Annotated in this window: 21 protein-coding genes and 2 pseudogenes; 13 read left to right on the top strand and 10 right to left on the bottom strand. The window is 58.3% G+C overall.

From position 1 onward, the window contains the following. The first annotated feature begins 68 nt into the window (after window positions 1–68). Window positions 69–824 carry an OmpA family protein gene (locus tag CFter6_RS01655; protein ID WP_061538474.1) on the top strand — a complete coding sequence of 252 codons (756 nt, stop codon included), beginning with the start codon at window positions 69–71 and terminating at the stop codon, window positions 822–824. An 11-nt stretch (window positions 825–835) separates the two neighbouring features. On the opposite strand, the gene CFter6_RS01660 is transcribed toward CFter6_RS01655, so the two are convergent. Then, window positions 836–1,744 (bottom strand): hypothetical protein, encoded by a 909-nt coding sequence (locus CFter6_RS01660; protein ID WP_150118580.1) that lies wholly within the window; start codon window positions 1,742–1,744, stop codon window positions 836–838. Window positions 1,745–1,885: 141 nt separating this feature from the next. Further along, window positions 1,886–2,365, bottom strand: a complete 480-nt coding sequence (locus CFter6_RS01665) for a hypothetical protein (RefSeq protein ID WP_236904489.1) — start codon at window positions 2,363–2,365, stop codon at window positions 1,886–1,888. 348 nt (window positions 2,366–2,713) lie between these two features. On the opposite strand from CFter6_RS01665, the gene plcR (CFter6_RS01670) reads away from it, so the two are divergent. The 4 genes from plcR (CFter6_RS01670) (at window position 2,714) to CFter6_RS01685 (ending at window position 6,584) form a co-directional block, all read left to right on the top strand. After that, window positions 2,714–3,430: a phospholipase C accessory protein PlcR gene (gene plcR / locus CFter6_RS01670; protein WP_082814518.1), complete on the top strand. Its 717-nt coding sequence runs from the start codon at window positions 2,714–2,716 to the stop codon at window positions 3,428–3,430. A 72-nt stretch (window positions 3,431–3,502) separates the two neighbouring features. Continuing rightward, the gene (locus CFter6_RS01675) at window positions 3,503–4,858 is read left to right on the top strand and encodes a pectin acetylesterase-family hydrolase (protein ID WP_061538477.1); all 1,356 of its coding nucleotides are present in this window, start codon (window positions 3,503–3,505) and stop codon (window positions 4,856–4,858) included. Window positions 4,859–4,942: 84 nt separating this feature from the next. Continuing rightward, window positions 4,943–5,515, top strand: a complete 573-nt coding sequence (gene plcR / locus CFter6_RS01680; RefSeq protein WP_082814984.1) for a phospholipase C accessory protein PlcR — start codon at window positions 4,943–4,945, stop codon at window positions 5,513–5,515. A 250-nt stretch (window positions 5,516–5,765) separates the two neighbouring features. Then, entirely contained in the window at window positions 5,766–6,584 is an 819-nt protein-coding gene (locus CFter6_RS01685) for a helix-turn-helix transcriptional regulator (RefSeq protein ID WP_082814519.1), read from the top strand. A 44-nt stretch (window positions 6,585–6,628) separates the two neighbouring features. On the opposite strand, the gene CFter6_RS01690 is transcribed toward CFter6_RS01685, so the two are convergent. Next, the gene (locus CFter6_RS01690; RefSeq protein WP_061538480.1) at window positions 6,629–7,597 is read right to left on the bottom strand and encodes a GlxA family transcriptional regulator; all 969 of its coding nucleotides are present in this window, start codon (window positions 7,595–7,597) and stop codon (window positions 6,629–6,631) included. Window positions 7,598–7,792: 195 nt separating this feature from the next. Between CFter6_RS01690 and CFter6_RS01695 the strand changes: the two genes are divergently transcribed. Both CFter6_RS01695 and CFter6_RS01700 read left to right on the top strand, forming a co-directional pair. Continuing rightward, window positions 7,793–8,095 (top strand): DUF3817 domain-containing protein, encoded by a 303-nt coding sequence (locus CFter6_RS01695; RefSeq protein WP_082814985.1) that lies wholly within the window; start codon window positions 7,793–7,795, stop codon window positions 8,093–8,095. After that, window positions 8,092–8,520 (top strand): CopD family protein, encoded by a 429-nt coding sequence (locus CFter6_RS01700; protein WP_061538481.1) that lies wholly within the window; start codon window positions 8,092–8,094, stop codon window positions 8,518–8,520. Before CFter6_RS01695 ends, CFter6_RS01700 begins: the two co-directional genes overlap by 4 nt. 11 nt (window positions 8,521–8,531) lie before the next feature. Here the strand turns inward: CFter6_RS01700 and CFter6_RS26655 are convergent. After that, window positions 8,532–8,939 (bottom strand): annotated as a pseudogene (locus CFter6_RS26655) (winged helix-turn-helix transcriptional regulator). 39 nt (window positions 8,940–8,978) lie between these two features. On the opposite strand from CFter6_RS26655, the gene CFter6_RS01710 reads away from it, so the two are divergent. Then, window positions 8,979–10,052, top strand: a complete 1,074-nt coding sequence (locus CFter6_RS01710; RefSeq protein WP_061542161.1) for an NAD-dependent epimerase/dehydratase family protein — start codon at window positions 8,979–8,981, stop codon at window positions 10,050–10,052. 2 nt (window positions 10,053–10,054) lie between these two features. Here CFter6_RS01710 and CFter6_RS01715 read toward each other — a convergent pair whose 3' ends face one another. Next, complete coding sequence (locus CFter6_RS01715; protein WP_061542162.1) at window positions 10,055–10,951, bottom strand: LysR family transcriptional regulator; 897 nt, start codon at window positions 10,949–10,951, stop codon at window positions 10,055–10,057. 140 nt (window positions 10,952–11,091) lie between these two features. On the opposite strand from CFter6_RS01715, the gene CFter6_RS01720 reads away from it, so the two are divergent. The 3 genes from CFter6_RS01720 to CFter6_RS01730 all read left to right on the top strand — a co-directional run bounded on the left by CFter6_RS01720 (window position 11,092) and on the right by CFter6_RS01730 (window position 14,454). Next, complete coding sequence (locus tag CFter6_RS01720; protein WP_236904490.1) at window positions 11,092–12,453, top strand: serine hydrolase domain-containing protein; 1,362 nt, start codon at window positions 11,092–11,094, stop codon at window positions 12,451–12,453. A gap of 89 nt (window positions 12,454–12,542) precedes the next feature. Further along, the gene (locus CFter6_RS01725) at window positions 12,543–13,403 is read left to right on the top strand and encodes an NmrA family NAD(P)-binding protein (protein ID WP_061538483.1); all 861 of its coding nucleotides are present in this window, start codon (window positions 12,543–12,545) and stop codon (window positions 13,401–13,403) included. A 25-nt stretch (window positions 13,404–13,428) separates the two neighbouring features. Further along, the gene (locus CFter6_RS01730; RefSeq protein WP_061542163.1) at window positions 13,429–14,454 is read left to right on the top strand and encodes an aldo/keto reductase; all 1,026 of its coding nucleotides are present in this window, start codon (window positions 13,429–13,431) and stop codon (window positions 14,452–14,454) included. Window positions 14,455–14,519: 65 nt separating this feature from the next. Here CFter6_RS01730 and CFter6_RS01735 read toward each other — a convergent pair whose 3' ends face one another. The 3 genes and pseudogenes from CFter6_RS01735 to CFter6_RS26235 all read right to left on the bottom strand — a co-directional run. Then, window positions 14,520–14,900 carry a nuclear transport factor 2 family protein gene (locus CFter6_RS01735; RefSeq protein WP_061538484.1) on the bottom strand — a complete coding sequence of 127 codons (381 nt, stop codon included), beginning with the start codon at window positions 14,898–14,900 and terminating at the stop codon, window positions 14,520–14,522. An 86-nt stretch (window positions 14,901–14,986) separates the two neighbouring features. Next, a complete protein-coding gene (locus CFter6_RS01740; RefSeq protein WP_061538485.1) occupies window positions 14,987–15,394 on the bottom strand; it encodes a nuclear transport factor 2 family protein in 408 nt (135 codons plus the stop codon). A gap of 53 nt (window positions 15,395–15,447) precedes the next feature. Continuing rightward, a pseudogene (locus CFter6_RS26235) lies at window positions 15,448–15,585 on the bottom strand (SDR family oxidoreductase); the annotation flags it as partial. 168 nt (window positions 15,586–15,753) lie between these two features. On the opposite strand from CFter6_RS26235, the gene CFter6_RS01745 reads away from it, so the two are divergent. Then, window positions 15,754–16,653 carry a LysR family transcriptional regulator gene (locus CFter6_RS01745; RefSeq protein WP_061538486.1) on the top strand — a complete coding sequence of 300 codons (900 nt, stop codon included), beginning with the start codon at window positions 15,754–15,756 and terminating at the stop codon, window positions 16,651–16,653. 163 nt (window positions 16,654–16,816) lie between these two features. Here the strand turns inward: CFter6_RS01745 and CFter6_RS01750 are convergent, their stop codons facing one another. Further along, complete coding sequence (locus CFter6_RS01750; RefSeq protein ID WP_061538487.1) at window positions 16,817–17,236, bottom strand: DoxX family protein; 420 nt, start codon at window positions 17,234–17,236, stop codon at window positions 16,817–16,819. 94 nt (window positions 17,237–17,330) lie between these two features. Further along, window positions 17,331–18,185: a pirin family protein gene (locus CFter6_RS01755; RefSeq protein ID WP_061538488.1), complete on the bottom strand. Its 855-nt coding sequence runs from the start codon at window positions 18,183–18,185 to the stop codon at window positions 17,331–17,333. A 110-nt stretch (window positions 18,186–18,295) separates the two neighbouring features. Between CFter6_RS01755 and CFter6_RS01760 the strand changes: the two genes are divergently transcribed. Beyond that, entirely contained in the window at window positions 18,296–19,186 is an 891-nt protein-coding gene (locus CFter6_RS01760) for a LysR family transcriptional regulator (RefSeq protein ID WP_061538489.1), read from the top strand. Window positions 19,187–19,332 lie beyond the last annotated feature (146 nt).

Raw genomic sequence — 19,332 nt, forward strand, 5'->3', positions numbered from 1 at the left:
AGGACTAATGTATGCGACATTCTTCCAGCAATTTCCGCCGGGCTTTATGCATGGGCCTACTTTATTGCATGAGCTTTTCCGCCACGGCGGCCGATGCCGGCGAAACCAATTTTCCGGCGCTTGACAGTTCCTACCTGAAGACCGGAGATTTTGTCGGCCCGGACCACGTAAAACGCGTAACGCCGGGCCAGCACAAAGATCAGGTGCGCCGCGAGCTCGGCAACCCGCATTTCAGCGAAGGCATCTTCAACGTGCGCGAGTGGGATTACGCGTTCAATTTTTATACGGGCAAGGGCAATGAGTACGTTACCTGCCAGTTCAAGGTGAAGTTCGACTCCGACAATCGGGCTACATCTACCCATTGGAAGGATCCGGACTGCGAAAAGTACATCAATCCGCCTCAAGCCAAAGATGCGCCGGTAGCAGAGAAAATCTTGCCGCGCCGCGTGGAGTTGGGTGCAGACGGCCTGTTTGCATTTGGCAAATCGGAGCTCGGCAACCTGGATCCGGCAGGACGCGGCAAACTCGACGATCTGGCAAACCGTCTCAAGCAGGACGAAGTCAAATTGTCGTCGGTAGTCGTGACCGGGCACACGGACCGGATTGGTTCTGAAGAGGCAAACCTTGCATTGTCGCAGGCAAGAGCCGATACGATCCGCAATTATTTAATACAGAAAGGTGTGGACGGCCGCCTGGTGCGGGCATATGGCGCCGGCAAAGGCAAGCCGGTGGTTCAATGCCCGGGCCAGAAACTGACGCCGCAACTGGTGCAGTGCCTGCAACCCAACCGGCGCATCGAGATCAAAATCGTCGGCGAGCAATAAGCCTGACCGGCCTACTCTTGCGGCGAGAGACGGTTTTTCTTGCAGCAGGCAGACGCGATTTGCCTGCCTGTCTGCAGGGCGCTGGAGAAATCCGCATCGGACATTTGCGCGCCGGCGTTGCGCCTTAGCTGTTCTTCCGACAAAACGCTGTTTCTCGCATCTGCCTCGGCTACCTTGTAGGCGAGGGATAGTCTGGCGTCGCGCGGCAGCAGTTCGCCGGCGTCATACACTTGCGACAGCAATGCCAAGGCAAATGGTTCTCCTTGTCCCGCAGCGGATTTCAGTTCGGTGACGGCTTCGGTTTTCCATTGTTGCACTACAGGATCCTCCGCGTTTTTTGCCAGGTCGGTGTCGCGGCCGTATGGCCCTTCCATGAAATAGTCAATCTGCGCCTCGACTTTTCCCGCGCGCGCGGCCACGGCCAGGAAGGAGAGGCGCTCCTGGAGTTGCGCCGGATTGACGCCTTCGCACAATGCCAGAATTTTTTTCCGTTCTGTCTGAAATTGTTCAAGCTCGGCGGTGCTACGGTAGGCGGGAGCGGGTTCGTCATTACTGGCGCAAACCGCTGTCGCCTGGTAGACATTGTAGGCCGCGTCTTTATCGCCGGCCCTGGCCAGGCTGTTCCATTTGGAGATGTACTGCTGCGCCGTGAGCCCGCCCAGGTCGACCTGGCGGCCGTTGCGCGCATACACCGGGGCCGATGGAAGAGGAAGGGGGGCGAGGCCATTTCCCTGGTCCGCCGTTCCTGCAGCAAACGGCGATATCAATTCGCCGCCGAGAGGAGATTGAGTGGAAACAGGATCCCGGCTGGCGGTTTTCAGGCCCGGCTTTTCCCCGGAACTCCCTGTCGCCGACAGATACATTCCAAGGCACGCACCGGCCACTGCGAGCAGCAGCGAATAACGGATGATCGGGTTCACGACATCGGGAAGGCGCAGAAAAAATTAGCCAGGGACTGGCGGCGATTACTGTTTTCCATAAAACATCATCGCGCCAGACAGTTCGCTACGGGCCTGATGCCGGCACAGCGTAACCGGCATCAGGAGTCAGGCAGGCTACGCTTAATTCCACAAATAGCAATATGCCTCGCTGGCTTCCAGGTTAGCGCCTTCGCCGCCGTTGGCCAACAGCTTCTTGATGAATCCATTCGGATGCGCCGAGTCAGGCGTGACGTTGCAGTTGTCGTGGACCCAGTGAATGCCATAGCCGCTGGTATACAGCTGGCCGCACATTTCCACTTTGTCGCCCAGTGCGAAGGCCGCCAGCGACTTCGGTATCGAAGTTGAATTCTTTTGATAATCCTTGGCGTAGACGTTGTCCATGGCAACGTCGTAAGTCCGGCCATCCTTGTCCGCTTTTACGCTGATATGCGTATGCGAGAGCTTGACGCCCTTGAGCGCCTTGCCGTCCGCAAATGTCGGCTTGGCGTTGACGGTGCCCGTGAGATAGCTGCCGGCGGCAGCGTCGCAATCCGTTTGGCCATCGGCCATGGCGTACATTGCCTGAGTCAGCAGGCATAGGGCAAGCAGGAATCTTTTCATTTACCTTTTCTCCTTCATGTTTCTATAAGGTCCATCGGTTAATAAGCAGGGGATGGCTTTTCGCTGCGACGCAGCACGGAGTTCCTCCGGCAGTGTTGTGCAAACCAGAATATCGCCCTGACGGCTTATAAAAAATACCAGTTATTTATTACGCAATGATGACTTATGGAAACACTTTATCGCAATGGAGGGTAGTTGTTCATGCCGCCCGTTGCAAGGATGGCACTAAGAAAACGCAGCCGCTCCATTCTATCCAAGCGTGCGCTTCTTAATTATTGTCAGCGTGTTTCAGACCTGAATCAATCCTCGTACACATAACGAGGGCTAAAAAATAATGATGGAGACACCATGGCTCAACCAAAATTGATTTGGGGCGCCGTCGTATTGCTGGTTGTCGTCGGCACTCTTGCGATGGCATGGAGCAGCGGCGACGATTCAACGCCCTCACCGGCAGCAAAAGCTCCCGAACAGATTTCGGCTGCGAACAAAGGAGCCGTCCCAACGGCAGAAGCGCCATCTTCTCGAAATACCGTGGCAGGCCCGGCTGAGCGGAGCCTGAACGTGGCTGCCTTGCGTAGGGAACTGGCGGGCCGCGCCGACGGCGAAGCTGAAGTGAACCGCATACTTTCTTTCGCGCGCTTTCAGGACCAGGTCAGCGCATATGGCGAAAATCGGAAAAGCCTGTCCGATAAAGACAGGCGGGCAGAAGCGCAGAACATCCTCAACGCCTTGCCTGACCACGTGGCCCGTAAGGAAATCATGCCGATCCAGGCGAAGGCCATGAGCATCGCCTTGCTGCAAGATTCTGAACCCGATCTGGCAACACGCAATACAGCCATCCAGAATGTCCAGCAACAGTGGAACGACTACGCCAGGCAAACCGTTGGACAATCGCCGGCGCAGGATCCGCGCCATCAGATTTACGATCAGCAAAGTTTGCAAATCGTTCAGCGCGTGCAAGCTGCCGTCCCCGATGCGGTGCAGCAACAGGCAGTCATTGCACAGCAGTTGCAGGCCCTCCGCAGCCGCCTGTACGACAACGCTCCCGCAGCTGCCGCTCACTGACCAGTGCCCGTCGTCCCATTCCAGAAGTCCCATGCATATAAGCAGCGAATAAACAAACCAGGAGAACAAATCATGCCGATCTCAAAAATCGTAAAAGAACTGATATTGACCGTCTTATGCGTCTTCGCCATGGCGCATGGCCATGCAGCGACAGCGCCCGTTCCCGATCCCGCCATTCCCTATTACTCCTGGTACGAAGTGACCTTGCCGGCGGACAGCGGCGCCAGTTGCGCCAACGGTACGCCGTATCGCTTCTATATCAATCGCGCACAATCCGATAACCTGCTGTTGGGCATGGAGGGCGGCGGCGCATGCTGGAGCTACGGCACTTGTACCGGCAAAGGTACTGGAACGGAAGCCGGTTATTCGGCCTCCAATCCGGACGGCATACCGAATAACTACATGAATGGGACGATAGCCGAATCCCTGGTTTCGTCGCTTCTGTCGCCGATCATGACGCGCATGGATTTCTGGAGCTGGCTGAAAGGGACGCCTGCGGTTGAAACCCAGAGCTGGACCCAAGTCTTCATGCCTTATTGTTCCGCCGACATCCACATGGGCAGTGCGATTCGCCAATATACCGATCCGACCAGCGGCGACTGGCGCCTGCAGCACTTCAACGGCATCAAGAACGCCCAGGCCGTGGCGCAATGGCTGGTGGCGCATGGTTTGTCCAAACCGCAACGGATGCTGGTGTGGGGCATGAGCGCCGGCGGTTATGGCGCATTGGCGGATTATGCTTACTTCCGCGATACGCTCAAACCGCAAGCCTATAGTTCCTTGCTGAATGACTCCGGTACGGTGTTTGTCACGGCGTTCAATGCCGATCCGGCCCAGCATCCATCGGTATACCTGTATGACACGGCGAAAAGCCAATGGGGTCTTGACGCAGCAGGCGGCATGCTGGCAACCAACAAGAAACTGTTGCCGAAGTACGACGAGAATGTCATGGGCAGCGTGTACCGGGCATTGAGTGCGCAGTATCCGCATGATCGCCTCGGGTATGCCTCGTTCCAGCAGGACAAAACGATATCAGGCTATCACTACACGCCATTCGTACCGGCAATCCAAGGCTTGGCCGGCAATACATCGGCGCTGACGGCGGTCGACCTGGCGTTGTTCAAGCAAGAACTGCCAGGCATCCAGGCGGCAATGGCGCCCTTGCCCAACTTCGGCTATTACCTGCCCTGGGCGCGCGGTGGCCTGATCAATGATCATACGGTGACGACGCTCACTTTTTCCGGAACAGATATTCATGAAAACGGCATCAATACAAACATCGGGGATTTTATTAACGATCTTTTGTCTCAAAAGGACCCGGCGGATGCGCCGGTGATGAAAGTCTTCCGCACGGAGCAATGGTCGGACGCCAGTTTTGCTTCCGTCCTCGGATTCCTGGAAACGATTTTCAGCTCCATCTTCGGCTAAGCAGCATACACAGGCCTGCTCGCCATGCGCGTTCAATCAAGCTGTCCAAGGGCTATGCGGCTAATCGTCATCATGGCGATGACGATGGCCGCACTGCCGGCGACGGCTGCTGCGAGCGCGGCTGAGCAGGGAGCGGAAGGTAGAAATCCCGGCCCTGCCGAGCGCGGGCTGGATTTACCTGCATTGCGCCAGTCCTTGAGCAGCCGGCCCGACGGCGAAGAAAAACTCGCCCATATCCTGGCATTTGCGCGCTTCCGCGATCGAATCGAAATGTTGGCCGTCCTGCCTTCCGGCGATCGTGTCAGACAGGCCTTGCAATTGCTCGAGGAACTCCCGGAGCACGTCTATCGCGGAGAGCTGCCGCCTGTCCAGGCAATTCCGCTTAGTTCCGCACTGCTGGAGTACGCAGAGTCTAATCCGGTTGCGCGTAGCCTGAAAGAAAAGCAGAGTGAGCAACGCTGGAAACAATATGCGCAAGAAACAGTTGGACCATCGCCTGCGCTGGATCCTCGCCACAAGATGTATGAGCGGGAAAGTTTGCGCATCTATCAAGAAGTGATGTCCACGGTAAACGACCCGCAGCAACAGCAAGCAATGCTGATGAGCCGCTTGCAGGCTTTGCGGGTTCAGCTTTACGACAAGTCAAAGGAGGACTGAAATATAAACTGGCGGTCCTCCGGATAGACTTATACCAACCTGTTTTTTGCCACAAATTAGTTGTTGATTCGCAATAATTTGCATTGGACGAACAAAACCGGTGTTAATATTTTTGCCGTGGCTTGTCGGTTTCATTGAGAAACCACTCTGCATTTATGCCGCTTCAGAGTAATTTTCGATCTTCATGGTCAGATTACTTCTTTGCCTGACGCTTCCAAATGATCGCGATTGTTTAAAGCCGCAATGAGCCATGCCTGCACAAAATTACCTACATATCTGGGACGACAGGCTTTTGTATATCGCTCCTTCGATTGCGTCCGGAATGACGGTCCGTTCGACGGCCACCCTGTTGATTTCACTAACGGGGAAGCCATTCATATTGAGGCCGCTGAACGGAATATCGTTGCGATATCGTGCGGCGCTGGTGGCGCCGCATGTCGCGCGTGGTCTTGAAGCTGACAGTTGCGGCCTGCTGTCGTTAAACCTGGATCCGGTTTCCGTCAATTATCACGCATTGAGGAAAGTGGTAGGTACCGGGCCGATCCATGAAATCGACTGGCGCTGCTTTGGCAATTTACGCGACTTGTTCGAAGGAGTGATGCATGGCCAGATACAGGGACCGGCCTTGCACCGCTTTACGACCGTCTTGATCAACGCTATCTGTCAAGGCCGGCCGGCTGACGCCATTGTCGACGCCAGGGTGAAAATGGTAATGCAGCGCTTGCAGTGCGATTCTGAAAAGATTGTCCTCGCCGACCTTGCAGACATCGCCGGTCTTTCACCATGCCGTCTCACCCATTTGTTCAGCCAGGAAATCGGTCTTTCGATCAAACGCTATCTGTTATGGGCCAAGGTCAGGCGTGCAGGGCAATTGCTGGTCAGCGGCAAGCCTTTGGTCGATATTGCGCACGCCAGCGGCTTTTCCGATTCGTCTCATATGAACAGGACTTATCAGCAATACTTCGGACTGTCTCCTTCGTTCCTTGCTGATAACGCCAAGGTTGCGCTGACCGTCGACAATAGTGCAACAGCCATGTGGCGAGATGGTGGCAGCGGCGTCAGCTTTTGATCTTGTTTATCCTGGCGACGGCGAAAGCGGCACCGCAGTTCGAACTACACGGCCTGGCTGCCGCCAAAGTTATTCCTGTACGCGTTTGGGCTGGTCCCGACAACGCGTGCGAAATGCTCCCTGAGGGAAGTCGCCGAGCCGAAACCTGCCATGGCGGCGACCTGCTCGATGGATAGCGCGCTTGTTTCCAGGATATTTTGCGCGCGCCTTACCCTTGCCTGCAGCAACCATTGCAAAGGAGTGATGCCCAGCTGCTCGCGGAAGTGGCGGCTTAATGTGCGGGTGCTGGTTGCCGCCTGTCCTGCCAGATCGAGAAGGGTCAAGGGTTTGTCCAGATGCAGTTCAAGCCAATGGAGCAGCGGCTGCAACGAACCAGGCGATCCCGGCGGCGCATGGACGATGAATTGTGACTGTCCCCCGGCGCGTTCAAGCGGCATGACGGCAAGCCGCGCAGCATCCGCCGCCGCGGCCGCCCCATAGTCGTTTCTTACCATGTGCAGGCACAGGTCGAATCCGGCGGCAGCTCCGGCCGAGGTCAGGATGCGGCCGTTGTCTACATACAGGACATCGGCATCAACCGAGACCAAAGGATAACGCCGCGCCAGTTCGGGAGCGGTTGCCCAATGGGTGGTTGCCCGCAAACCGTCCAGCAAGCCGCTTGCGGCAAGTATAAAAGCCCCCGAGCAGATCGAGGCGATCCGGGCTCGATTGCTTGCCGCGGTTTGCAGCGCATCAATGAGTTTGCCGGAAACAGCTGCGTTGAGATCTGACACGCCCGGCACGATGACCGTATCGGCTTCAGCCACAAATCCCAGGTCGTTCCGGATACGCATATCGAATTTCCCAGCCTTGACGGTCTTGCTTTCACTACACACACAGACTTGGTAAGCCTCATGTCGTCCTGCCAGCGAGACCCTGTCAAATATCTCGCAAGGTATGGACAGATCGAAAGGCACCACGCCATGAAACGCGACGACGGCAATTCGATGGGGGCGCTTCTGTTTAACGGACATGCGTAATCCTTTCCAGGCAAATGAGATAGCAGAAGCGGATTTCTCGAAAATGGCCGGAATCCGTTGGATATTGGCATTATAGCCAATGGGCGAAATGCACCGCATCAGTCAGACTATGGCTACTGAAGAAACCTGGATTGGTCAAATATGGAAAAACATGATCTGGATTCATTAAAAGCGCTGCGTCAGCTTCGCATGGCTTCAATTATCGAGGGCGCCAGCCTGCTGATACTGCTTGGCATCGCCGTGCCGCTTAAACATGTCGCTGGCATTCCCGCCGCCGTAGCCGTCATGGGGCCGTTGCATGGGCTGACTTTCATTGCTTATGTGTGGCTGGCGGTGAACGTTATTTCCGGCGCCAAATGGAGTAAAAGCGATGCTGTCCGCATTCTGCTGGGAGCAGTCCTGCCGTTTGGCGGATTTTTCAACGCCAGGTTCATCCGCCAGCATGAGCTGGCGCTGGCAAGCAGCACAGGCGGCAAGGCAGGCCATCCGTGATCTACCTGCTGGTGAAGTCGCTGCATATCTGTTCCGTCATCTTCTGGATAGGCGGAATGCTGCTTCAATGCATCTTGCTGATGTCCGGCTGTTCCCTGCCGGGGCCGTCGATGCCGGTTGAAATTTCCAGCCTGAAGATGCTGCACCGATGGCAGCGCGCGATCACCGGGCCCGCAATGATATTGACCTGGCTGTCGGGTCTTTTCATCGCGACCCAAGGCGGCTGGTTCGGCAGCCACTGGTTGTCGCTCAAGCTGGCGCTGGTCCTCGTGCTGTCGGCGATGCACGGCTCGCTGACGGGACTGCTGCGGCGCAGGATCAACTCCACATCCAGACAAACTTCGACGTTGTTCAGCTTTGCTCTGCCCGGCCTGTTTATCGTGACTGCAGCAATAGTCTTGTTAGTGATCACGAAGCCTTTCTGACCTGCCAATGATTAGGCAGAAACACGATCGAAAGCAACGCGAGCAGTTTCAACTTCGTCCCTGTGCAAGAAAGCCCACGTAGCCAGTGCCGTTACCGGAACCAGCACATCGCTTCCCAGTTTGGTAAGTTCGTAGTCGACCCGTGGCGGAATGCTCGGCGTCACTGTGCGGGTGACATAGCCGTCGCGTTCCAGTCCGCGTAGCGTCGTTGTAAGTACTTTCTATGAAATGGCGCTCAGCGCCCGTTTCAATTCGCTGAAGCGCATGCTGCCGCCGGAAAGCATGTGTATTACCAGCAACGACCATTTGTCGCCGACACGCGCCAGGACATCCGTGACCGATTGACAGACATCTGGCGGCAAGTTGTCTATGCGGGCGGCGCAGGCGGGCTTGGTAACGTCAAGGTAACTTGGGTTCATAAAAGTGCCTTCTTGTAGTGCGACATGGTTACTAATAGTATGCCTGTATTCATTGGAAACCAAAGAGGGGGCCTGAACCTCGAGTCAACAAACAAGACAGTAATCGTGACAGGCGGCTGCGGCTACGTCGCCGGCTGGATGATAGCTGGCCTGCTGCAACGTGGTTATCGGGTACGGACCACCGTACGCAATCTTGCATCCGAGGGGGCTGTGCGCAAGAGTATCCTCAGTCAATGCGATCCAGGCGACCGGCTGAGTTTTTTTTCCGCCGATCTATTCCAGGATGCAGGCTGGGGCACAGCGATGGATGGTTGCGATTTCGTGATTCATGTCGCTTCACCGATGGGCCAGGGGGCTCCCAAGGGAACCGACCTGATCACCCCGGCGCGCGACGGCACCTTACGTATATTGAAGGCAGCAGCAGCGGCCGGCGTCCGGCGCGTGGTCATCACTTCGTCTGTGGCCGCCGCACAAAATACCCTTCCAGCCGGAGACCGGAATCACGTTGAAACTGACGAGGGGATGTGGACCGATGTCAATAAAAAGGATACGGGCGATTACGCAAGGTCAAAGACGCTGGCGGAGAAAGCGGCCTGGGAATTTATCGAGCAGGATAAAAGCGGCCTGACGCTCACCTCGATTCTGCCGGGCATGATTCTCGGTCCGGTGATGACATCCAAGGTGTCCGGCTCCGTCGAAATCATCTCGCGCATGCTGACAGGCAGGATGGCCGCCGTTCCCCGGCTAGGTTTTAGCATTGTTGACGTGCGTGACCTGGTCGACTTGCATATCAGCGCCATGCTCTCGCCGGCGGCGGCAGGCCAGCGCTTTATCGCCAGCAGGGGCTTTCTCTGGCTCTCCGAAATGGTCGACATCTTGCGCCGGCAGTCTGGCATGCCAACCGAGAAATTGCCGAAGCGCCGGCTGCCGGATGTCGTCTTGCGGCTGGCTGCGTTGTTTAGCGCGGAAGCCAAATTCATGGCGCCGTTACTTGGCAAGGAAAGCCGATACAGTCATGCGAAAGCGACAGCCTTGCTCGACTGGCATCCGCGTGCCGCGGCGGACACGGTCACCGCCTGTGCGGAAAGCCTGGTTGCACGCGGCATTGTTTAGCTCTACAGAATCTCGCTCACAAAATCGATGAACGCCTGCACCTTCGCCGCAGGCAGGTGGCGCGACGGGTAGAGTGCGTACAGCGAGTATTTCTCTCCCGCATAGTCCGGGAGAAGTTCGACCAGGAGGCCTTTGGCGAGGAGGTCCTGCACGCCGCTTGCCTTGATGCGCGCAATGCCGGCGCCGGCCAGGCATGCGCTCAGCAATGTGCCAGCCTCGGTAACGAGCAGGCGGCCGGAGGTCTTGGCCGGGATGATCTTGCGGCCAGACCGGTATTCCCAATCCAGCGGCAGGCCCGTCATCGCACTGCGCATCTGGATGCACTCGTGGCTGGCAAGATCCGCAGGTGTTTCAGGTCGCCCGTGTTTCTTGATATAGGCTGGCGCGGCGACGGTCACTACAGGAGTCTCCAGCAACTTGCGCCCGACCAAAGACGAAGAGGGTGGTTGCCCGAAGCGTACTGCGACGTCAAAGCCTTCGGCAACCAGGTCGCCCAATTGCTCGCGCGCCACCAGATCCAGCGAGAGATCGGGGTAACGGTCCAGAAATTGCGTGATGTGGGGTGCAAGCATCCTGCGCGCAAAAAAAGAATCGACATTCACGCGCAAACGCCCTCTCACGGCAACCGACGCCCCGGCTGTCAGGGCCACGGCATCGCCGATGCTGGCCAGCAACGGGCCGATTTCCTCATAGAGGCGCCTGCCTTCATCCGTCAGTTTGACCGAGTGCGTGGTCCGGTCAAACAAGCGCACCCCGATGCTCGACTCGAGCCGTCCCACCGCCCGGCTCACACCGGACGGAGACAAGCCCAGAACGTCCGCCGCGCGCGCAAAACTGCCGCTGTTAACGATCGCGGCAAGTACATTGATATTGGCAAGCATGCGTCCATCGAAGCTCATTGCCGACCTTTCTTGTTCGTGCGTAAACGTCATCAATGATATGACATGGATTCGATTCCATCAACAAGTGCGGACGACTATGATGCAAACCATCGCAATCGATAACCACGGTTCGCACTTTTTCAGTACCAGATCCGAGCATGATGCAGATCGTTCGGAGAGGTCCCCCAATCTTGATGGAGCTACTCATGACACAAAGTTTTAGCCGCCGCGACATGCTGAAAAGCGCCTCAGGCCTGCTCGCCGCCACAACAATGGGCGGGCTACTGGGCAACCGCGCTGTTGCCGCGGATGTCACTCCACGTGCACAAGGTAAGTACCTCCATAATCGCGCGTTTTCCCCAATCGATCGCGCTCTTCAGCAGGCGGTTGATAACAAAACGGTTGCCGGCGTCGTCGCCATGGGCGCGACCGACAAGGGTATGGTCTACCAAGGGGCGTTCGGCAAGGCAGACCTGGATGCCGGCACGCCGATATCAATGGACAATGTCTTCTGGCTGCTTTCCATGAGCAAAGCCATCACGGCTACCGCCTGCATGCAGCTCATCGAACAAGGCAAGTTAAAGCTCGACCAGCCCGCGAGCCAGATCCTGCCGGAGCTCAAGGCGCCGATGGTGCTGGACGGCTTCGATGCCGCAGGCAAACCAAAACTGCGGCCAAGCAAACGTCCGATCACCGTGCGCCATTTGCTGACCCATACTTCAGGTTATACCTATCCTGTCTGGAGCGAAAACATCCTGCAGTACGAAAAAGCTGCCGGCATGCCCGATATTGCCTATTCGATGAACGGCGCCTTCACCGCGCCGCTGGAATTCGATCCGGGCGATCGCTGGCAATATGGCATCAGCCTGGATTGGGTCGGCAAGCTGGTCGAGGCCGTGAGCGACCAGTCGCTGGAAATCTATTTTCGGGAAAAAATCTTCAATCCGCTTGGCATGGACAACTCGGGTTTCCTCATCGGCAGCGCCCAAAAGAAGCGCGTAGCGACCATGTACAACCGGCAGCCGGACGGCTCGCTCAAGTCCGCGCCGTTCGAGATGAATCAGCGTCCGGAATTTTTCAGCGGAGGAGGCGGGCTGTTCAGCACCCCGCGCGACTATATGGCCTTCCTGCAAATGCTGGTGCGCGGCGGCACATTCAACGGCGCCCGTATCCTGAAACCGGAGACCGTTGCGATGATGTTCAAGAATCAGATCGGCGATCTCAATGTAGTCGAAATGAAATCCGCCCAGCCGGTTTACTCAAACAGTTTCGACGAATTCCCCGGCATGCAGCATAAATGGGGCCTGTCGTTCGACCTGAATACGCAGCCGGGACCGCATGGGCGCAGCGCCGGCAGCGGCAGCTGGGCCGGCCTCCTCAACTGTTACTACTGGATCGATCCGGTCAAGCATGTTACCGGCGCGTTGTTCACGCAGCTCCTGCCTTTTTATGACGAACGCGTCGTGAATCTCTGGGGCCAGGTTGAAGAAGGCATATACGGCGGCCTCCGCCGCACTTGATATCCACGCTGCATCCATGAGATCTGACGATCATTGATGCGGCAGTTTAGTTACTTAGTTAATCACCATTACGAGAAAGAAACATCATCATGTACGCCATTACTGGAATTACCGGAAAAGTCGGCGGCGCACTCGCGCAAGCGCTACTCGCCGCGAATCTGCCTGTCCGCGCCGTTGTGCGCGACGCCGCCAAGGGCCAGGCCTGGGCGGCCCGCGGCTGCGAAGTCGCGCTCGCCGAGATGGACGATGCGGTGTCCCTGGCTGCCGCGTTCAAGGGCGTCGAGGGAATATTCATTCTGCCGCCGTCGGAATTCGACCCGTCGCCAGGTTTTCCCGAGGCGCTCTTGGTCATCAATGCGGTCAAGGCAGCACTCGAAGCGGCAGGTCCAGGCAAGGTGGTTTGCCTTTCGACGATTGGGGCACAGGCAACCCAATCAAACCTGCTCACGCAGCGCACACTCATGGAACAGGCGCTTGGCGAACTGTCGATGCCCATCACGTTCCTCAGGCCAGGCTGGTTCATGGAGAACGCGCTGTGGGATGTCGAGCCGGCACGCAGCGGCGTCATTCCGAGTTTTCTGCAACCCCTCGACAAACCGGTGCCGATGGTGGCGACGGCGGACGTCGGGCGAGTCGCGGCGGAATTGCTGCAACAAGACTGGAGCGGCCGACGCATCGTTGAACTGGAAGGGCCGCATCGCGTTTCGCCCAACGACATCGCGGCCGCGTTTGCGGAAATCCTTGGCCATCCGGTCCATGCCGAGGCGGTTCCGCGCGAGACCTGGGGTGCATTGTTCAGGTCGCAAGGCACGAAAGATCCTGTGCCGCGCATCCAGATGCTTGATGGATTCAACGAAGGCTGGATCGAATTCGAAGGCGACGATGCCAAGGTGATCAAGGGCGAAGTCGAACTTGAGACGGTCTTGCGAGGACTTGTCGCAGCTGGATAATCTCATCAACGAACGGGAGAAGGAGATGGACTACAGTACGCTAGGCCGGTCTGGCCTGCGCGTCTCGCGCCTATCGCTGGGCGCGATGACATTTGGCGCGGGCAGCGGGATATGGGGACAGATAGCCGGGCTCGATCGAGCGCAGGCGGCCAGCCTTGTGGCGATGGCGTTCGACCAGGGTGTCAACCTGATCGATACCGCCGATGCCTATTCACAGGGAAAGTCGGAACAGATCGTAGGGCAGGTCATTGCCGATCTCGGCCTCGATGAGACGCGCATGCTGGTGGCGACCAAGGTCCGGCTGCGCACCGGCCCCGGGCAAAACCAGGTCGGCCTGGGCCGCTCGCACATCATGCGCTCGGTGGAGGCGAGCCTGAAACGCCTAGGCCGCGATCATATCGATCTGTTCCAGTTGCACGATCGCGATGCACTAGTGCCGATGCAGGAAACGCTGCGCGCCTTGGACGACCTGGTGACGCAAGGGAAGGTGCGCCACATCGGCGTGTGCAACTTCAGCGCGGGCGACCTGGAGCGCGTGCAGGGCATCACGGCGCAGACGCACAGGGCGGCCATTACCAGCAATCAGGTTTATTACTCGCTGGCGGCGCGCGATATCGAATACGAAATCGCGTCGGTAGCGCGGGCCAACGATGTCGCCCTGATTGTCTGGAGTCCTCTGTCGGGCGGATATCTGAGCGGAAAATATACGGCGGGAGGCGATGGCGCAGGGAAGGGGCGCCGCGCCAATCTCGATTTCCCGCCGATCGATCCGGCTAAAGTCGATCCCATCGTGCTCGAACTGCGGCAAGTGGCTGCCGAACTTGGCGCGACGCCGGCGCAAGTTGCATTGGCATGGACCCTGGGCCGGAGCGAAGTGACATCGATCACGATTGGCGCACGCTCGCCGGAACAGATCGTCAATAACCTGGCAGCGGCGCAACTGGTTTTGTCGGCCGAGCAACGGGAGCGTCTGGATTGTGTGTCGGAGCCGGAAAAGGTCTACCCGTACTGGATGCAGCAATTTCACGACAGGGATCGCGTATTGCCTTGATGGATGACGGGCAAGTTCGCAATCAGTGAACACGATCAATAAAGTCTGTCGTGGTACCCCGGATTTTACGCCTGCATGTTGATCGCAGATTGCCTATCTATAAATGCATATAGCTCGAGAAGCCTGCCGTCGCGTGTGACCGCTATGTCCACGCCTGTCACAGCGTTCCGATTGTCTTCAGGCCCATAACCCCATGCGAGGCGCCCGACCCCATGCATGGCCTCGACGGGGCCGCGCTCGACAAAATCGAAAGCAGGGAATTTTGCCTGCAACTCCTCAATCCTGCGATTGATGGCGTTCAGGCCGACATAGCGGCCGTCGGGGTCGACGAAGGTACCCTCAGGCAGCCAGATGGTTTCCAGTTCCGTCATGCGCGCCGCAGCGTTCCGCTCGCCGAAGATGGCGAGCAGGTTTCGTCGCAATAGTTCATTCACCGAAAAAGACATCGCAGATTCCTTTACATGGTTGAGGATCGGACCGAACGGTAGTGTTCCGATATCGTGATCCTGTGCTTTGAAAGCAGATGTAGCGCTCAGTGTTGCGCGGCCATCGATACGGCAAAGCTGTCTTCCAGCATCAGGAAGCTGGCGATCCTTGTATCGGAGAAGGTCAGGACGAACGCGAATGTCGTATCGATCAGCTTGCCGGTGGTGATGATCCGCGATTGCAAATGGCCGAGAATGATAGCCCGGTCGTCGTTTGCGAGAATATCCTTGATGTCGAAGCTGACGCGCTCAACCATGGTTTGCGTGTCGCGGACGAAATCCGATATTGCCTTGCGTCCGGTCTTGTGGCCGATCCAAGGCAGCACGCCGGTGTCGCCCGGTATGTTCCAGTCGAGATCGGGCGTGCACAGTGCGGCAATCTCGTCGGCGCTGGCGCCTGAGCCCATTTTTGCCAGAAACTGCTGGGCGAGCTGAAGGTTTTTTTGCGAATTCATGGTGTTTCCAGGTGATGCCGCAGCCATGCTCGCATGGATGCGGCGTTGAAAAATCAGACTTGCACACGTCCGCCATCGACGAACAATTCAGTCCCGGTGATATAGCTGGCGTCGTCGGACGCCAGAAAGGAAACCGCCTTTGCGATCTCGTCGGCATTACCCACCCGGCCGAGGGGCGTCGTGGCGGCGACTTCCTCGCAGTACGCGGCAATCTGCTCGTCGCTTAACAAGTGGTCATTTCAGGGCTCCCGATTGATCTGCGTGGACGAATGGCTTCAGCTTAGTTTAAGCACGCATGCAGATAAATAGGTGTATTGTGGTTTATCTATTCACCTGTGTAGATAATTGGAGATCGACTGATGGACCATTTGCAGGCTATCCGCGTCTTTGTCCGCGTTGTTGAGACCGGAGGTTTCGGACGCGCAGCCCTTTCTCTGAATATGCCGAATGCCACGGCGAGCAAATGGGTCAAATCGCTGGAAACGCATCTTGGCGTAAAACTGCTGGAACGGAATACGCGCCGGGTCAGTGTGACGACCGATGGAGCGGCTTACTATGAACGTATGCGGCAGCTGCTGAGCGAACTCGACGATGTCGAGGCCACGCTTGGCCGGGAGCAGGCAAACCCGCGCGGCGTGCTGAGAGTCGACACCGGCGGCTCGACCGCAAGCGGCATCCTCATTCCCGCATTGCCGGCTTTTCTTGCGCGCTATCCCGACATACAGGTTCAGCTCAGCGTCACCGACCGTACCGTGGATCTTGTGGCAGAAAACATAGATTGTGCAATCCGCAGCAGCGCCAATGACCTGGATCTCGTGACGCACTCGGTCGGGAAGCTCGCCTGGACCACATGCGCCAGTCCCGCTTATCTCGCAAAGTACGGCACGCCGAAGCGTCCGCAGGACATTGTGGAGGGCAGCATGCCCGTCGTCGGCTATTTTTCTGCAACGACGGGCATTACGCAGCCGCTGATGTTTTGCCGAGGCAGGGAGGTAATCACGCTTGAACGGGTACGCCATGACATTCTTGTCAGCGAGAGCAATGCCCACCTTGCTACTGCGTTGGCTGGCTTGGGGATCGTCCACACATTGGACTTCATGGTGCGCCCGTTCATCGAGCAAAAGAGGCTTGTGCCGATTCTCGTGCCATGGCGGCCGGATCCGCTTGCGGTCTATATCGCTTATCCGCCGAGCCGGAGATATAGCACCAAGGTGAGGGTGTTTGCAGATTGGGTTGCGGCACTGTTCGCGTCTGCGTGAATCGTGACAGATTCATGGCAGATTCATGACAGATGAGCTTGACGAGAAGCGGGCGCGGCGGGCTATTGGAGGGGGCGCTTTGGCTGCTCCGACTCATGGTGTCGTCAAAACGGACCAGGCCCCGGCCTGTTGACAGACCGGGGCCTGGCGCTACCGAAGCGCGTCAGGCAGCTTGCTGGCCGAGCTTGCGCGAGCGGCCATCAAGGCTGAAAGCGCCAGCGCCGAAGGCCGCCACTTGCAGCAAGCCGCCAGCCATGGCGAGATTCTTCATGAAATGGATCATCTGGTTCTGGTCGCCGAGGGCGTGATGGAAGATCAGGGCCGTGACAACCGCAAACACGGCCAGCACCGCGGCCACCAGGCGGGTCTGGTAGCCGGCCAGCAGCAGCAGGCCGCCGCCCAGTTCGACGATGACGGCCGCCGCGTAACCGAGCGTCGCCAGCGGCAGGCCGGTCGACGCGATGTAGCCGATGGTGGCGGCGGGCGCCGCCAGCTTGCCGACGCCGCTCAGGATGAAGATGAGGGACATCAGCAGACGGCCGAGGGCCGGTGTGAAGGAAGGTGTTTTCAGTGCATTGCTCATGCTAGCTCCAGTAAATGAAATGACGAATTAAGGAAAAAGTGCTGCCCTGTGTATCTTTTACGCCGCGCGGTCCGGGCCGGCCGCGCGGAAAAAATCAAATCTCGCCGCGTGCGCGCAAGCCGTCGCCGATGCGGCGTATTTCCGCCTCACCCTGCTGCAGCGTCGCCGGCGAAGTATGTACCGAGTAATAACCGAGCACCAGTTCGTGCGGATGCTTGGCGGCGGAGCCGAGCACGAACTCGGTCTCGCCTTGTGCGACGAAATCCAGCGGTGCAGCGGACTCTTCGAAGATCGCCACCTCCTTCTCCAGAGTCACACCCGAGACCTGCAGCTTGCCCTTGCTGTTGGCGACCCAGGCGACCGTTTGGTCGGCCGGTGGCTGGTAGCGCCAGCGTTCGCCGTCCGCCAGCTTGACGTGCAGGTAATTGATCGATGCGCTGGTCGCGATGGCGCTCTGCGCCCGGCCGTATTTGCCAAGGACGACGCGTGCCGGTCCTTCGGACTGGACTTCCTCCGGCGCCAGGTAGCGGCTCTGCGCCGGGCTGTTTTCGTCTTGGCTGGGTAAGGCCAGCCACAGTTGGAAACCTTCGACGTGGCCGGCATCGCCGACCTGGCCGCCGTGCCAGACGCCGCCGCCGGCCTGCATCCATTCGACGCCGCCGGCCGGCAAGCTGCCGCGGCGGCCGGTTGTCTCGTAGTAATCGGTGTTGCCTGAGAAAACCACGGTCACGGTGGCGATGCCGGAGTGCGGATGCAGGTTCATGCGCGGACCGCCGGCGCTCATCTTGAACAGGTCAAGAAAGACAAAGGGTTTGATCAGTTCGCCCATGTCGGACGGGCTGACCAGGCGCGTGATGCCGCCGTGCACCGTACCGCGCGTGCGGTACAGCACTTCGCGCAGGGTGCCCGGCAGCGGCAGGGCGGCGGTGTTGCTGATCAATGTTTGCATGCTGTGCTCCTTTTGTTGGCTCGGTTGAATCCGATGAGCGAATAATAGGCGCTAGCAATCCATCTTTAAAGTCTATATATTTAGATATTATGTATCGATAGGATGGATATATGTTCGACGCCATGTCTATGGACCAGCTGCGCACGTTCATCGCCGCCGCCGAAGAAGGCAGCTTTTCCGCCGCCGGCCGCAAATTGCGCCGGGCGCAATCTGTGGTCAGCCATACTCTGGCCAATCTGGAACTGCAAGTGGGGTTCGCCCTGTTTGAACGGACCGGCCGTTATCCGCTGTTGACCGAGGCCGGCCGCGCCCTGCTGGCCGACGCCAGGGCGGCCGTGGGCGGCATGGATGTGTTCAAGGCGCGGGCGCGCACCTTGGCTGAGGGCCTGGAGCCGGAACTGGCGGTCTCGGTCGACGTCATGTTTCCGATTGCACGCCTGACCGAAGCGGTGCGCGCATTCCATGCGGCTTTTCCCAATACACCGCTACGCCTGCATGTGGAAGCCTTGGGCGCTGTCGTCCAGCCGGTGCTGGATGGCCGCTGCCGGGTCGGCATCATCGGTTCGCTGCCGGATATTCCGAGAGACTGCGACGCCGATTATCTGCTGAGCGTACCCGCGGTATATGTAGTGGCGGCGAATCACCCGCTGGCGGCGTTCGCCGGGCCGATTGCGCGCGCCGAGGCGGCCAGACATGTGCAGCTGGTGCTGACCGACCGAACGATCTTGACCCAGGGTCGTGAATTCGGCGTGATATCGACACACATCTGGCGCCTGGCGGACCTGGGGGCGAAGCACGAATTCCTGCGCGCTGGGCTAGGGTGGGGCTCCATGCCGCAACATATGGTGGAAGAGGATCTGCGGCGCGGCAGCCTGGTGCGTATCGAACTGGAGGATGACCCGATACAGAGCTTCTCGTTCGTGATGCGGGCTTTTTATCGCCGCGATGCGCCGCCCGGGCCGGCTGGGCGATGGTTCGTCAGCAAGCTGAAGCAGTATTGAGGGGGGCTGAAGAAAAGCAGGCCGGCGGCGCCTTACGAGCAGCCGCCGTGGGTTCGATGCAGCGATGATTAAATCGCCTGGTGACGATGGAAAGCGCGCCCCAGGCGACGCAATGGATCTGCATCACCTGGGGCTGATGAGCGCGG

The organism is Collimonas fungivorans, assembly GCF_001584145.1.
Classification (GTDB): Bacteria; Pseudomonadota; Gammaproteobacteria; order Burkholderiales; family Burkholderiaceae_D; genus Collimonas; species Collimonas fungivorans.

Excerpts from the sequence above, each read along its gene's own strand:
- CFter6_RS01720 (WP_236904490.1), top strand. The coding sequence starts at position 11,092 with ATGATGCAGATCGTTCGGAGAGGTCCCCCAATCTTGATGGAGCTACTC.
- CFter6_RS01740 (WP_061538485.1), bottom strand. The coding sequence starts at position 15,394 with ATGAATTCGCAAAAAAACCTTCAGCTCGCCCAGCAGTTTCTGGCAAAA.
- plcR (WP_082814984.1), top strand. The coding sequence starts at position 4,943 with ATGGCCGCACTGCCGGCGACGGCTGCTGCGAGCGCGGCTGAGCAGGGA.
- CFter6_RS01755 (WP_061538488.1), bottom strand. The coding sequence starts at position 18,185 with ATGCAAACATTGATCAGCAACACCGCCGCCCTGCCGCTGCCGGGCACC.
- CFter6_RS01665 (WP_236904489.1), bottom strand. The coding sequence starts at position 2,365 with ATGAAAAGATTCCTGCTTGCCCTATGCCTGCTGACTCAGGCAATGTAC.
- CFter6_RS01730 (WP_061542163.1), top strand. The coding sequence starts at position 13,429 with ATGGACTACAGTACGCTAGGCCGGTCTGGCCTGCGCGTCTCGCGCCTA.
- CFter6_RS01655 (WP_061538474.1), top strand. The coding sequence starts at position 69 with ATGAGCTTTTCCGCCACGGCGGCCGATGCCGGCGAAACCAATTTTCCG.
- CFter6_RS01710 (WP_061542161.1), top strand. The coding sequence starts at position 8,979 with ATGCCTGTATTCATTGGAAACCAAAGAGGGGGCCTGAACCTCGAGTCA.
- CFter6_RS01715 (WP_061542162.1), bottom strand. The coding sequence starts at position 10,951 with ATGAGCTTCGATGGACGCATGCTTGCCAATATCAATGTACTTGCCGCG.
- CFter6_RS01675 (WP_061538477.1), top strand. The coding sequence starts at position 3,503 with ATGCCGATCTCAAAAATCGTAAAAGAACTGATATTGACCGTCTTATGC.
- CFter6_RS01690 (WP_061538480.1), bottom strand. The coding sequence starts at position 7,597 with ATGTCCGTTAAACAGAAGCGCCCCCATCGAATTGCCGTCGTCGCGTTT.
- CFter6_RS01735 (WP_061538484.1), bottom strand. The coding sequence starts at position 14,900 with ATGTCTTTTTCGGTGAATGAACTATTGCGACGAAACCTGCTCGCCATC.
- CFter6_RS01695 (WP_082814985.1), top strand. The coding sequence starts at position 7,793 with ATGGCTTCAATTATCGAGGGCGCCAGCCTGCTGATACTGCTTGGCATC.
- CFter6_RS01745 (WP_061538486.1), top strand. The coding sequence starts at position 15,754 with ATGGACCATTTGCAGGCTATCCGCGTCTTTGTCCGCGTTGTTGAGACC.
- CFter6_RS01750 (WP_061538487.1), bottom strand. The coding sequence starts at position 17,236 with ATGAGCAATGCACTGAAAACACCTTCCTTCACACCGGCCCTCGGCCGT.
- CFter6_RS01685 (WP_082814519.1), top strand. The coding sequence starts at position 5,766 with ATGCCTGCACAAAATTACCTACATATCTGGGACGACAGGCTTTTGTAT.
- CFter6_RS01760 (WP_061538489.1), top strand. The coding sequence starts at position 18,296 with ATGTTCGACGCCATGTCTATGGACCAGCTGCGCACGTTCATCGCCGCC.
- plcR (WP_082814518.1), top strand. The coding sequence starts at position 2,714 with ATGGCTCAACCAAAATTGATTTGGGGCGCCGTCGTATTGCTGGTTGTC.
- CFter6_RS01725 (WP_061538483.1), top strand. The coding sequence starts at position 12,543 with ATGTACGCCATTACTGGAATTACCGGAAAAGTCGGCGGCGCACTCGCG.